The 12,460-nt window shown below is 70.2% G+C and carries 12 protein-coding genes; 6 read left to right on the plus strand and 6 right to left on the minus strand.

Annotated elements, in window-relative coordinates; translation table 11 throughout:
- Positions 1–121 precede the first annotated feature (121 nt).
- The 3 genes from ACZ3TS_RS23835 to ACZ3TS_RS23845 all read left to right on the plus strand — a co-directional run bounded on the left by ACZ3TS_RS23835 (position 122) and on the right by ACZ3TS_RS23845 (position 3,693).
- Positions 122–829, plus strand: coding sequence for an ABC transporter ATP-binding protein (locus tag ACZ3TS_RS23835; protein ID WP_467621175.1), 708 nt, complete (start codon positions 122–124; stop codon positions 827–829).
- Positions 826–2,067 carry an ABC transporter permease gene (locus ACZ3TS_RS23840; protein ID WP_467621178.1) on the plus strand — a complete coding sequence of 414 codons (1,242 nt, stop codon included), beginning with the start codon at positions 826–828 and terminating at the stop codon, positions 2,065–2,067. Before ACZ3TS_RS23835 ends, ACZ3TS_RS23840 begins: the two co-directional genes overlap by 4 nt.
- A gap of 786 nt (positions 2,068–2,853) precedes the next feature.
- Positions 2,854–3,693 carry an IS5 family transposase gene (locus ACZ3TS_RS23845; protein WP_467621181.1) on the plus strand — a complete coding sequence of 280 codons (840 nt, stop codon included), beginning with the start codon at positions 2,854–2,856 and terminating at the stop codon, positions 3,691–3,693.
- Positions 3,694–3,810: 117 nt separating this feature from the next.
- Here ACZ3TS_RS23845 and ACZ3TS_RS23850 read toward each other — a convergent pair whose 3' ends face one another.
- Positions 3,811–4,572, minus strand: a complete 762-nt coding sequence (locus ACZ3TS_RS23850; protein ID WP_467621184.1) for a phosphoglyceromutase — start codon at positions 4,570–4,572, stop codon at positions 3,811–3,813.
- Between the two features lie 154 nt (positions 4,573–4,726).
- On the opposite strand from ACZ3TS_RS23850, the gene ACZ3TS_RS23855 reads away from it, so the two are divergent.
- A complete protein-coding gene (locus tag ACZ3TS_RS23855) occupies positions 4,727–5,980 on the plus strand; it encodes an MDR family MFS transporter (RefSeq protein WP_467621187.1) in 1,254 nt (417 codons plus the stop codon).
- Positions 5,981–6,017: 37 nt separating this feature from the next.
- Here the strand turns inward: ACZ3TS_RS23855 and ACZ3TS_RS23860 are convergent, their stop codons facing one another.
- Together ACZ3TS_RS23860 and ACZ3TS_RS23865 are read right to left on the minus strand one after the other, a co-directional pair.
- Positions 6,018–6,512: a cupin domain-containing protein gene (locus ACZ3TS_RS23860; protein ID WP_467621190.1), complete on the minus strand. Its 495-nt coding sequence runs from the start codon at positions 6,510–6,512 to the stop codon at positions 6,018–6,020.
- A 31-nt stretch (positions 6,513–6,543) separates the two neighbouring features.
- Positions 6,544–6,915, minus strand: a complete 372-nt coding sequence (locus tag ACZ3TS_RS23865) for a DUF4267 domain-containing protein (RefSeq protein ID WP_467621193.1) — start codon at positions 6,913–6,915, stop codon at positions 6,544–6,546.
- A gap of 86 nt (positions 6,916–7,001) precedes the next feature.
- On the opposite strand from ACZ3TS_RS23865, the gene ACZ3TS_RS23870 reads away from it, so the two are divergent.
- Entirely contained in the window at positions 7,002–7,583 is a 582-nt protein-coding gene (locus ACZ3TS_RS23870; RefSeq protein WP_467621196.1) for a TetR/AcrR family transcriptional regulator, read from the plus strand.
- 65 nt (positions 7,584–7,648) lie between these two features.
- Here the strand turns inward: ACZ3TS_RS23870 and ACZ3TS_RS23875 are convergent, their stop codons facing one another.
- From ACZ3TS_RS23875 to mshA, 3 genes are all read right to left on the minus strand, one after another.
- Positions 7,649–9,322: a glycosyl hydrolase family 28-related protein gene (locus tag ACZ3TS_RS23875; protein WP_467621198.1), complete on the minus strand. Its 1,674-nt coding sequence runs from the start codon at positions 9,320–9,322 to the stop codon at positions 7,649–7,651.
- 154 nt (positions 9,323–9,476) lie between these two features.
- Entirely contained in the window at positions 9,477–9,977 is a 501-nt protein-coding gene (locus tag ACZ3TS_RS23880) for a type III secretion system chaperone family protein (RefSeq protein WP_467621201.1), read from the minus strand.
- Positions 9,978–10,000: 23 nt separating this feature from the next.
- On the minus strand, positions 10,001–11,341 hold the full coding sequence (gene mshA, locus ACZ3TS_RS23885; RefSeq protein ID WP_467621204.1) for a D-inositol-3-phosphate glycosyltransferase: 1,341 nt from the start codon (positions 11,339–11,341) through the stop codon (positions 10,001–10,003).
- Positions 11,342–11,634: 293 nt separating this feature from the next.
- Between mshA and ACZ3TS_RS23890 the strand changes: the two genes are divergently transcribed.
- Complete coding sequence (locus ACZ3TS_RS23890) at positions 11,635–12,453, plus strand: class I SAM-dependent methyltransferase (protein WP_467621206.1); 819 nt, start codon at positions 11,635–11,637, stop codon at positions 12,451–12,453.
- Positions 12,454–12,460 lie beyond the last annotated feature (7 nt).

Here is a 12,460-nt window from a genome sequence, read left to right on the forward strand (position 1 = left end):
GGGTCGAGGTGCGTACCGGAACGGCCGGTGACGGCTTCGTGGCCGTCGAGCCCGTGGGCTCGGCCCGGCTGGCAGAGGGCGAGCAGGTGGTCACGGGGGTCAAGCGGGAGGGGAGTGGTCCGTGACGGATTCCCTCTCGTCGCCCCCGGTCATCCAATTCAACCAGGTCGGGCTGACCTACCCGGGACCGCCCCCGGTGGCGGCGCTCAAGCCCTGCGATCTGACGGTGCGGCGCGGGGACTTCGTCACCGTCGTCGGCCCCTCCGGCTCCGGCAAGTCCACGTTCCTGAACATCGCGGGACTGCTGGACGCCCCCACGCACGGAAGGTATCTGCTCGACGGGCACGACACCGGAGCACTGCGCGACGCCGACCGCACCGCGCTGCGGGGCAGGAGGATCGGTTTCGTCTTCCAGGCCTTCCACCTGCTGCCGCACCGCTCGGCGCTGGAGAACGTCGCCCTGTCCATGATGTACAACGGCGTCGCCCGGGCAGAGCGTGTGGCGAGGGCCAGGCAGGCGTTGATCCGGGTCGGGCTCGGGCACCGTGTCGACGCGCTGCCCACCCGGCTGTCCGGAGGCGAGCGTCAGCGGGTCGCCATCGCCCGCGCCCTCGCGGGCGGACCGTCGCTGCTGCTGTGCGACGAGCCGACCGGGAACCTGGACTCGGCCAACGCCCACACCGTGCTCGAACTGCTGGAGGAGCTGCATGCGGAAGGGCTGACCGTCGTGCTGATCACCCATGACCCGGAGGTGGCCGCGCGCGGCGGGCGGACCGTGTCCATCCGCGACGGCGTGCTCACAGAGCGCCGGGAGGCCGCGGCCGTATGACATCACGTGCGCGCGGACGCGGAACGACGGGCATCGACCGCTCCTCGTTCACGGTGCGCGACCTGCTCTCCGAGGCCGGCGCCGGGATGCTGCAGCGCCCCTCGCGGTCGGCGCTGACCGCGCTCGGCACCGTGCTCGGTGTCGGCACCTTCGTCGCGATACTCGGGCTGACCTCCACCACGTCCTCCCAGATCGACTCCCGGTTCAACGTGCTCACCGCCACCGAGGTGACCGTGGAGGACGCCGTCCATGACCCCGACGGGCTGATCGGGCCTGCCTTCCCCGAGGACGCCGATGCCCGCATGCGCCGTGTCAACGGGGTGCGTGCCGCCGGGGTCTTCTGGCCGGTGCGTGACGACCGGGCGTCGACCGTGCGGTCGGCCCCCGTCGCCGGGGGTGAGGGGAAGCCGATCGACGTGGTCGCCGCCTCGCCCGGAGTGCTGCGGGCAGCCGTGCCGACCCTGGCGGAGGGGCGGCTGTACGACGACGCGATGGCCCGCCGGGGCCGGGTCGCCGTCATCGGCGAGGCGACGGCCGCGCAGCTCGGGATCACCACGCTTCAGACGCATCCGGCGGTGTTCATCGGGGACGAGCCCTTCACCGTCGTCGGCATCGTGCAGGACGTGCAGCGCAAGCCCGATCTGCTGCTCAGCGTGGTGGTTCCGCGCACCTCAGCGGAGGAGCTGTGGGGCCGGCCGGGCCCCGGCGAGGCAAGCATGCTCGTCGCCACGGAGCTGGGCGCCGCCCGGCAGGTCGCGGAAGAGGCCCCGACGGCGCTGCGGCCCGACCACCCCGAGTACCTCAAGGCCGAACCGCCGCCGGACCCACGCGGCTTGCGCTCCGGAGTCGGCTCCGACCTGAGCCAGCTCTTTCTCCTGCTGGCCGGGATCTGCCTGGTCATCGGCGCGGTCGGCATCGCCAACACCACCCTCGTCGCGGTGCTCGAGCGGACGGGCGAGATCGGCCTGAGGCGCGCCCTGGGCGCTCGCGCCCGGCACATCACCGCCCAGTTCCTGGCCGAGTCCGGAACGCTGGGGGCGCTCGGCGGACTGGTCGGCACCAGCCTCGGCGTACTCACCGTGGTCGGCGTGGCCCTGGCCCGCCACTGGACTCCCATCCTGCATCCGGACACGGTCGCGGCCGCCCCTCTGGTGGGGCTCGCCACCGGCGTCCTGGCCGGCCTCTATCCGGCATGGAGGGCGTCCCGTATCGAACCGGTGGAGGCGCTGCGGCGCTGACGGGTCCCTACAGCGTGCTGCGCGGCTTGGACGGGCGGGATGCCGCTCGAGGCGCTGTCGGGGGCTCGACAAGACACACCTGCTGCACGCGATCGGCCTCGGGCTCGTGGGTCAGGAGGCGTGGTCCTCGCTTACCCACGCGTGGATCACAGCGGCCCAGTCGGCGACGACGGGGGCGAGGCCGACTCACTTCTCGGCGCGCTCAGTTCTCCCGGAGTCGCTCGGGCTCTGCGCGGCAACGCACAACCTTCCGCGTGGTTCGTGAGTACAGAGGGACGGCTGTTCGTGACCGAGATCAACACCGACCGTGCGCGGGCGGGGCGGCCGTGCTGCCGAACGATGACCTGACCGGGTGCGTGCGGTGGCGGTTCCTGCCCACGAGCAACGTCCGTCAGCGACGCTTGGCCGACATCCCGGGAAGTCCGGAATGGTCGCACACACAACGGACTCCGCTGGTCAGCGTGGCGCCGACGCCATCAGGCCGAAGCCCGGCGACACCACTTCCGACGCCGCATGCGACAACAAGTCGCACCGACACAGACCGCCTCTAAATGCCCTCTGAGTGGGCGTTCAGGTATGCCTCATGCCGGTATGCGAGTTCTGTCGCTGTGTCAGTTTGAGGCCTTTCGGCGGATCGATGCTGTTCATCGCTTCCAGACTTCCGGACCTGCCCGCCCGTTTCGCTCGGCTTCGATCCTCGAAGTGCGTCTGACGCAGAGATGGCACAGAACCGCCCGATGATCACCGGAACCCGATCTTCCGTCACACCCATGATCCCTCTGGGACGTGAGCCAGCGGAAGCCGTACCCCAGCGACCTTTCCGACGCCCGATGGGCCCTGATCGAGCCGACGTTGACGGCCTGGAGAAAAGCCCGGCTCGACCGCAGACCCACCGGGCAGCCGGCCAAGGTCGACCTGCGCGACGTATTCAACGCACTCCTCTACATCAACCGCACGGGAATCCCCTGGAAATACCTCCCGCACGACTTCCCGAACTACGGCACCGTCTATGCCTACTACGCTTCCTGGCGCGATGAGGGAATCCTCGCCCAGCTCAACTACGACCTGACCGGGCTCGCCCGCGTGAAGGAAGGACGCAAGCCCGAACCCACAGGGTCCGTCATCGACACCCAGAGCGTGAAGACCTCCACCAACGTGCCCCTGACCAGCCAGGGAACGGACGCCGCCAAGAAGATCGTCGGACGGAAGCGAGGCATCCTCACCGACACGATCGGACTGATCCTCGCCGTGACCGTCACCGCCGCGAGCCTCTCCGAGAACGCCGTCGGAATCCAGCTCCTCGACCAGGCCAAGAAGACGTATCCAACCATCACCAAGAGCTGGGTCGACACCGGCTTCAAGAACGCCGTCATCGAGCACGGCGCACGTCTCGGAATCGACGTCGAAGTCGTCAACAGAAACCCCGGAGTTCGTGGCTTTCACGTTGTCAAAAGGCGCTGGTTAGTCGAGCGAAGCCTGGGTTGGCTTATGTTGCACCGGCGCCTTTCTCGCGATTACGAGACCCTTCCCGCCAGCTCCGAGGCCATGATCCACGTCGCCTCGATCGACAACCTTGCCAAGCGCATAACGGACGAGACGACACCAACCTGGCGAGGGACTTACTAGAACAGAAAGTTCAATTCGCCTAGATCAAATGCCCTCTGAGGTTCCAGAGAGGTTCCAGAGCATGAAAATGCCCCTCATCTGCGCCGAACGCGCAGGTGAGGGGCATGATCGCAATACCTACTTCTTCTTGCCCTGGTTCTTGACCGCCTCGATCGCCGCCGCGGCCGCCTCCGGGTCGAGGTAGCGGCCACCCGGGGTGAGCGGCTTGAAGTCGGCGTCGAGTTCGTAGAAGAGCGGGATGCCTGTCGGGATGTTCAGGCCCGCGATGTCGGCGTCCGAGATGCCGTCGAGGTGCTTGACCAGGGCGCGCAGGCTGTTGCCGTGGGCCGCGACCAGGACCGTGCGGCCGGTCAGGAGGTCCGGGACGATGCCGTCGTACCAGTAGGGCAGCATGCGGAAGACGACGTCCTTCAGGCACTCCGTCTTCGGGCGCAGCTCCGGCGGGATCAACGCGTAGCGCGGGTCGTTCGCCTGCGAGAACTCCGAGTCGTCCTCGAGCGGCGGCGGCGGGACGTCGTAGGAGCGGCGCCACAGCATGAACTGCTCCTCGCCGAACTCCTCGAGGGTCTGCGCCTTGTCCTTGCCCTGCAGGGCGCCGTAGTGGCGCTCGTTCAGGCGCCAGGAGCGGTGGACCGGGATCCAGTGGCGGTCGGCCGCCTCCAGTGCCAGCTGCGCGGTGCGGATCGCGCGCTTCTGGACGGAGGTGTGGACCACGTCGGGCAGCAGGCCGGCGTCCTTGAGCAGCTCACCGCCGCGGACGGCCTCCTTCTCGCCCTTCTCGTTGAGGTTGACGTCCACCCAGCCGGTGAACAGGTTCTTCGCGTTCCATTCGCTCTCGCCGTGGCGGAGGAGGATCAGCTTGTACGGTGCGTCGGCCATGCATCAGAGCGTAATCCACGCTTTCGCCCCCTCGTGCGGCCCGCCCGGCAGGCGGACAGTTGACGGCATCTGTTAATCGAGTGGCCATCCCGGGTCGCGCACTCGTAAGTTGTGCTCACCGCCCGAGCTGCTTACATCCGTGGGGGACCCCGTCATGTCACTCGCCGCCCTCAGACGTGCCGCCCGCGAGACCGTCTCGGGGCTTCCCCGTGAGTTCTGGTGGCTGTGGACCAGCACGCTCGTCAACCGGCTGGGCGCCTTCGTCGCCACCTTCATGGCGCTCTACCTGACCCTCGATCGCGGCTACTCCGCCTCGTACGCCGGTCTCGTCGCCTCCCTGCACGGACTCGGCGGGGTCGTCTCCTCCCTCGGCGCGGGCGTGATGACCGACCGGCTGGGGCGACGGCCGACCCTCCTCGTCGCCCAGTCGTCCACTGCCGTCTCCGTCGCCCTGCTCGGCTTCATGCGCGACCCGGTCGCGATCGCGGCCGTCGCCTTCCTGGTCGGGATGGCGAGCAACGCCTCCCGCCCCGCCGTGCAGGCGATGATGGCCGACATCGTCCGCCCCGAGGACCGGGTCCGCGCCTTCTCCCTCAATTACTGGGCGATCAACCTGGGCTTCGCCGTCTCGTCCATGGCCGCCGGCTTCATCGCCGAGTTCAGCTATCTCGCCGGGTTCCTGATCGAGGCGGGGATGACCATGGTCTGTGCAGTCGTGGTCTTCGCCAAACTGCCCGAGTCACGGCCGGCGCCGACGAGCAAGGAGGCCGCCGAGGACGTGGGGCTCGGCACGGTTGTGCGTGACGGCCGCTTCATGAGCGTGGTCGGGCTGTCCTTCCTCGTCGCGCTCGTCTTCCAGCAGGGGTCCGTCGGCCTACCGGTGGCGATGGGCGAGGCCGGCTTCACGCCCGCGGACTACGGCATGGCGATCGCCGTCAACGGTGTGCTGATCGTCGCACTGCAGATCCCGGTCACGCGTTTCATCGAGCACCGCGACGCGCGCCGGCTTCTGGTGGTCTCGTCCCTGCTCGCGGGGTACGGCTTCGGGCTGACCGCCTTCGCGGGCTCGGTCGGCGTCTTCGCGCTGACGGTCTGCGTGTGGACGCTGGCGGAGATCGTCAACGCGCCCACCCAGACCGGCCTCGTCGTCCGCCTCTCCCCCGTGCACGGGCGCGGCCGCTACCAGGGCATGTACACCCTGTCCTGGTCGGTGGCGGCCCTGGTCGCCCCGCTGATGTCCGGCTTCGTCATCGACAGCTACGGCGCGGAGTGGCTGTGGGGGCTGTGCGCGGTGGTCGGCACGGGAGCGGCCGCCGGATACGGCGCCCTGATGCGCCGTATCCCGGTGGAGGCGACGGCGACGGCGGCCAACATGGCGGCGGCCGAGGTGGAGGCCAGCGCGGCCTGAGCAGGGTGCCCCACCTGTGCGGCACTGCGTGGACGGGTCAGCGCCGGCGCCCCTCCCACGCCTCGCTCGTCAGGAAGTGGTTGTCGTAGAGCTCCTGTACCTCCAGGAGCGTCTCCGGCGGCACCTTCCCCAGGCCGACGCGCTCCAGGTGACGGAAGTACTCGAAGCGTTCGACACCCGGAGTGATGACGATCAGGATGTCGGCGTCCTGCCCGGGAGCGGCTGCGAAGGCGTGCGGCGTGCCAGGCGGTACGACGACCAGATCGCCCTGCTCCGCGGTGACGATCCGGTCGCCGGAAAGCAGCTGTGCCGTGCCGTCGAGGATGAAGAACATCTCGGCCGAGCGCGTGTGGTGGTGGGGTTTCGCCCCGTCCGCGCCCCCGGTGAGGGTGACGCGTTGCGTGGACAGCGCCCCGCCGGTCGCGCTGCTGTCCGCCAGCAGCCGTACGGTCGTGGGGGTCCGGCCGACGACTTCGGTATCGGCGGAGCGGACGATCACAGACGAGTCGAAGTGCGGTACGAACAGCGACATTTCGCAACTCCCCGGTAAGAGCGTCGGCGGTTCAGACGGCGAAGAGCAGGGCCCCGGAGGCGAGTACCACCACCGCCGTGGCGAAGTGGATGCCGAAGGCGGCGGCCCGTGTGCCGCCGTGGCGCAGCACGATCAGCGTGTCGCCGAGCGGCACCAGGGCTGCGGCCAGCATGAACCAGGCCTCGGCGCGCGCTCCGGCAAAGGCGAGCAGAGCGAGCCCCAGTATGCCGGTGGTGGCGTCGCGCAGGCCCTTGATCTCCAGATACGCGGCGTCGCCGTCCGGCTTGGCGGGCACGCCGTAGCCGGTGGCGGCCGCCCCGGGCTGCAGTAGGAAGCGCGCCCCGATGACAAGAACGAACAGGTCGAGCAGAAGGGCAAGGCCGTAGGCGGTGGTGGTGAGCACGTCGGTCTCCTTGCTAGCGCTGCTAGATGTTGGAGCGAAGCTGGCATAGCGCCGACAGAAGAGCTAGCGATGCTAGAATTCTGCCCATGTCGATTCAGACGCGCCGCGAGCGCGAACGAGCGGAACGCGAGCGGCTCATCGTCACGGCCGCACGGGAACTCGCGGAGACCGAGGGCTGGGACGCGGTGACCACGCGCCGCCTCGCCGCCGAGATCGAATACAGCCAGCCCGTCCTCTACAGCCACTTCAAGGGCAAGGAGGCGATCATGGCGGCCGTCGCCGTAGAGGGCTTCGAGGAACTGGCCGGCGAGTTGCGCGCAGCACGCACCGCGGCGTCCTCACCACGCGCGGCACTCGCCGCGGTGGGCCGGGCGTACGCCGACTTCTGCGAGCGGCGTCCGGCGCTGTACGACGTGATGTTCACGCACGCCGTGGACCTGCCGTTCGCGACGCCCGAGGCGCCCGCCCCGCTGCGCGCCGCCTTCAACGAACTGCGTCTGGCCGTCGCGCCGCTCGCCGCCGACGAGGACCCGGGCGTGCTCACCGAGACCGTCTGGGCCGGACTGCACGGCCAGCTCACGCTGATGCGCAGCGGTCGTCTGCGCCGCGAGCAGCACGACAGCCGCCTGTCCCTCCTGATCGACCGTTTCTGCCCAACGGAGAACTGACCGGGGCACAGGTGTGGACCGGTCCGGGAGCGCCCGCAGGAGACGCCCCCGGGAACCGGCGCGGTTCACAGCTCGCGTTGCGCCTCGTACAGGTTCCGCGGACGTACCACGTCCGTCGTGCCGTACAGCTCCAGGCGGGAGTGCAGATCGCCCGTGAAGTCGGGCACGTCGATCTGGTCGAACTCCGTGACCTCGTTCAGGCCGACGGTGGCGGAGTACGGCGCCAATGCGTCGATCTTCATCAGTCCCGCCCGGCCGTTCGTCACACGCACGTTCCAGTGGGTGAAGCGGGCGCCGAAGAGGGGGCCGGCGGAAGCGTCCCCTCCGTGACGGCCGTTGTTGTTCACGGTGATGTCCGTGCGGACGTTCGCGAAGGGCAGTCCCCGGTGCGAGTCGAAGGTGCCCATCTGCATCTCGCCGCGCGACCAGACGTTGTAGGAGGACAGGCCTTCCACGTTGATGCCGTGGAGCTGGGTGTTCGACGGGGCCGGGACCGTGCGCTGTTCGATCGTGAAGTCCTCGATCAGGTTGTCGTGCGAGCCCTCCCGGCAGAAGTACGGGTGGTGCGAGCCCCGGCCCGCCACGCGGGTGCGGCGCAGGGTGCAGGAGGACGCGGCGACCAGACCGAAGCCGTTGTCGACGTGCCGTACGACGACGTCGTCCGCCCAGCAGTCGTACGCGCACTGGAAGGCGACCCCGTTGTAGCCCTTGTCCAGCAGGTGCGGGGACTGCGGCGTCTCGATCGCCTGGAGGGTCAGGCCCTCCACGCCGGCGCCCGTCAGCGCCCGTACGTGTGTCGTCAGACGCGGGTCCCACTCCGGGCGCACGTCCAGGGGAAGCGGTCGCTCGAACGTGACCTTCCGGCCCGCAACGCGCGCGATACGTACGGGCCACTCATAGGGGACGTACGACGTCAGCTTCGTCTTGTCGTCCCAGTAGTACGCCTCCGGGCCCGGGCCACCGCCGGACATGTGCTCCAGGAGGGTGTGCCCGGCGTCGTCGGCCAGGCGAAGGAGGACGAGCTGACCCGGCCTCAGCCGCCGGGCGTCGGCGACCGTCACCGTCCAGGAGCCCTGCCGGGCCGGGGACACCGTGGTCAGCGTCTCCCATTCGTCGCGCTTGTTGCCCGTCCAGCCCTCGAACGGCCATGCCTTCGCCTGGATGGCCGTGACCAGGGAGTCCCAACGCGCCGTGGGCGCCAGCCAGATGAGGCCACCCGCCCAGGACCAGGAGGACTTGTCGCCGCCGTACCGGGAGCCGTAGACGCCGATGAGCTCGGTGAGGTTCTTCGTCGCGTACAGCGTCGTACGGTCGCTGCCCGCGCCCCGCAGGACGACGTTGTCGTACCCGATGCGGATCAGGCCGTCGATGCGGTACGTGCCGGGCGGGACGATGACCGTGCCACCGCCGGCCCTCCCGGCGGCGGCGATGGCACGGTTGATCGCGGGGGCGCAGTCCGTCGTGCCGTCCGCCACGGCTCCGAACGCGGTCACGTCGGCCACCACGGGGCGGCGGGGGAAGCGCACAGCCCCGCCGCGGTAGCCGGCCCGGCCGACGTACGGGATCTGCGGATGGGTGAAGGGGGTACGGACGAACTCATGCCAGAGGACGGGGACTTCGCCCTTCGGCTGTGCGGGTGCGGCGGCCGCCGCCGTCGTTCCGGTCACGGCGACGGCCGCCACGGCGATGGCGCTGCCGAGCAGACTCCGTCTGCTGATGTCCGCGTACCCCTTGCCCATGCCCGAACCGCCTTCCAAGGATTGCAAGGATTCTCAGGGAGATGAATTTCCATGGACGTGAACGACGTTCAGATCTGCGTCGGCGGTGAGCATGCCACGGAGCCCCTTGGCGGGGAAAGGGTCGTGCAGTGATTGATTTGTACGGTCCGGAGGGTCAGTTCTCGGAACGCTCGGTCAGATGACTGAACGCTTCCAGATTGCGGGTCGACTCGCCGCGCGACACCCGCCAGGCGTACTCCTTGCGGATCGCGGACGCGAAACCGAGCTCCAGCAGAGTGTTGAAACTGCCGTCAGCCGCCTCGAGGACCGAGCCGAGCAGCCGGTCCACCTCGTCGGCGGTGACCGCGGCCAGCGGCAGCCTGCCGGTCACATAGATGTCGCCGAGCGGGTCGACGGCGTAACTCACCCCGTACAGCTTGAGGTTGCGCTCCAGCAGCCAGCGGTGCACCGCGGGCTCGTTCTCGTCGGGGTGCCGGATCACGAAGGCGTTGAGGGAGAGGGAGTGCCTGCCGACGATCAGCGAGACGGTCGTCGCCAGCTTGCGCGTCCCGGGGAGCTTCACGACGTACGAGCCCGACCGCGGGCTCTCCCACTCCAGCTCGGCGTCCTTGAGGACCCCTTCGATGACCTGTGCCGCCCGCTGTTCGTCAGACATGTGGGGAGCGTACGTGACAGGTGTCAGCCGTGGTGCGCGCGCGCCCGGCGCCGGTGCGCCTGCATGGCCGCCGTGTAGACCCCGGCCGTCGCGGCGGCGGCCGTGTCCCAGCCGAACGACTCGGCGTGCCGGGCCGCGGCCTGGCCCATGCGGACACACAGCCCCGGGTCGTCGGCGAAACCGCGCAGTACGCGCGCGTACGCGGCGGGATCGTGCCCCTGGACGAGAAACCCCGTCCGCCCGTGCTTCACCGCCACGGGCAGCCCGCCGACCTCTGCCGCCAGCACCGGCGTGCCGGTCGCCTGCGCCTCGATGGCGACGAGCCCGAATGACTCGCTGTACGACGGCATGACCAGTACGGACGCGGCGCGGAACCAGTCCGCGAGCCGGTCCTGCTCGACGGGCGGCCGGAAGAGCACGACGTCGGCTATGCCCAGCCGGGCGGCGAGCTTCTGCAGTCCCTCCGGCTTGGCGAGTCCGCTGCCGCTGGGACCGCCCACCACGGGCACGACGATGCGGGAGCGCAGCTCGGGGCGCTCGTCGAGGAGAACGGCGACGGCTCGCAGCAGCACGTCTGGCGCCTTGAGGGGCTGTATGCGCCCAGCGAAGAGGGGGATCAGCGCGTCCTGCGGAAGCCCGAGCCGGGCCCTGGCGGCGGCACGGCCGTCGGCGGGCCGGAAGCGGTCCAGGTTCACCCCCGGATGGACGACGGCCACCTTGCCGGGGTCGGCCGCGTAGTGCCGTACGAGCTCGTCGGCCTCTTCGGCGGTGTTGGCGATGAGCCGGTCGGCGGCGGCCACGATCTGCGTCTCGCCGATGACGCGGGCGGCGGGCTCGGGGGTGTCCCCCTCGGCGAGGGAGGCGTTCTTGACCTTGGCCATGGTGTGCATGGCGTGCACCAGGGGGGCGCCCCAGCGCTGGGCGGACAGCCAGCCGACGTGGCCGGAGAGCCAGTAGTGGGAGTGCACGAGGTCGTAGTGGCCGGGGCGGTGTCCTGCCCAGGCCTGCATCACGCCGTGCGTGAAGGCGCAGAGCTGGGCGGGGAGGTCCTCCTTGGCGAGCCCTTCGTACGGTCCGGCGTCGACGTGCCGGACGAGGACGCCGGGGGTGAGCTCGACGACCGGCGGGAGGGCGGCCGTGGTGGCCCGGGTGAAGATCTCGACCTCGACGTTGATCTCCGCGAGGCGCTGGGCCAGTTCCACGATGTAGACGTTCATGCCGCCGGCGTCGCCTGTGCCGGGCTGGTGGAGCGGCGAGGTGTGCACAGAGAGCATGGCGACGCGGCGAGGCCTGCGGTGCGGCAGCCGCAGCCGCGAGGGAGCCGCCGGGGAGCGACGCCCGAGCCTGCTGACGTACTGGCTCACGTGGCGTTTCCTCCTTGCTGCGGGCATGCCTTGCGGGAAAGGCGCAGCACGCCCTCCAAGGGGTGCGAACGCCGGAGGAGGACGGTCCATTTCCCCGACGGGCGACTTTGCCGAATCATTACCGTTCATCGCTCAACCGTTCGAGGCCCGCTCGGCGTGCGCTGTCGCAGCCGCCGCCCAGCCGTCCGCCGCAGCGGTCGGTCCTCCATGCATCCCCCGGCCGGTTGTCCACAGGCCGGTCCGTTGTCCACAGGCCGACCCTCCCCCTTTCCAGGCCCCTTACTCTCGTACGCATGTCAACCCGCGCCGCGTCCCGCCCCGTGGGTACGGTGACGCGCGGGACCACCAATCCGAACCGCCTGCGCCGGATGGACCGCTGGATCGCCGCGGTCCACGGTGCGGAGCTTCGCCGCACGGCGAACCCCGTGGCCGTCGACCTCGGGTACGGGGCCGCGCCCTGGACCGCGGTCGAGCTGCTGCAGCGCCTGCGCAGCGCCGCCCCCCGCGTCCGCGTGGTGGGCGTCGAGATCGAACCCGCCCGGGTCGCGGCCGCACAGCCCTACACCCGCAAGGGCCTGGTCTTCCGGCACGGCGGCTTCGAGGTGCCCGTACCGGGCCGCCCGTCCCTCATCCGCGCCGCGAACGTCCTGCGGCAGTACGAGGAGGGCGAGGTCGCCGCCGTCTGGGAGCGGCTGTGCGCCCGGCTCGCCCCCGCCGACCCGGCGGCCGGCTCCCGCGGCGGACTGCTCGTCGAGGGGACGTGCGACGAGATCGGCCGCCGCCATGTGTGGATCGCGCTCGGCCCCGAGGGCCCGCGTACGGTCACCTTCGCCACCCGGCTCGGCTCCCTCGACCGCCCGTCCGACCTGGCCGAGCGACTCCCCAAGGCGCTGATCCACCGCAATGTCCCGGGCGAGCCCGTGCACGCCTTCCTGCGCGACTTCGACCACGCCTGGGCCGCCGCCGCGCCCTACGCCTCGTACGGCGCACGCCAGCGCTGGATACGCACGGTCCGCCGACTGACGGCGGACTGGCCGGTCACCGACGGCCCGGGACGCTGGCGCCAGGGGGAAGTCACCGTGACCTGGGGAGCCTTGGCACCCCGCGGCTGAAACCCCC

It is taken from the genome of Streptomyces sp. NPDC022910 (assembly GCF_055561075.1).

What these genes read in the sequence shown, in the direction of transcription:
- ACZ3TS_RS23840 (WP_467621178.1), top strand. Translation starts at nt 826, where the DNA reads ATGACATCACGTGCGCGCGGACGCGGAACGACGGGCATCGACCGCTCC.
- ACZ3TS_RS23850 (WP_467621184.1), bottom strand. Translation starts at nt 4,572, where the DNA reads ATGGCCGACGCACCGTACAAGCTGATCCTCCTCCGCCACGGCGAGAGC.
- ACZ3TS_RS23855 (WP_467621187.1), top strand. Translation starts at nt 4,727, where the DNA reads ATGTCACTCGCCGCCCTCAGACGTGCCGCCCGCGAGACCGTCTCGGGG.
- ACZ3TS_RS23860 (WP_467621190.1), bottom strand. Translation starts at nt 6,512, where the DNA reads ATGTCGCTGTTCGTACCGCACTTCGACTCGTCTGTGATCGTCCGCTCC.
- ACZ3TS_RS23870 (WP_467621196.1), top strand. Translation starts at nt 7,002, where the DNA reads ATGTCGATTCAGACGCGCCGCGAGCGCGAACGAGCGGAACGCGAGCGG.
- ACZ3TS_RS23875 (WP_467621198.1), bottom strand. Translation starts at nt 9,322, where the DNA reads ATGGGCAAGGGGTACGCGGACATCAGCAGACGGAGTCTGCTCGGCAGC.
- ACZ3TS_RS23880 (WP_467621201.1), bottom strand. Translation starts at nt 9,977, where the DNA reads ATGTCTGACGAACAGCGGGCGGCACAGGTCATCGAAGGGGTCCTCAAG.
- ACZ3TS_RS23890 (WP_467621206.1), top strand. Translation starts at nt 11,635, where the DNA reads ATGTCAACCCGCGCCGCGTCCCGCCCCGTGGGTACGGTGACGCGCGGG.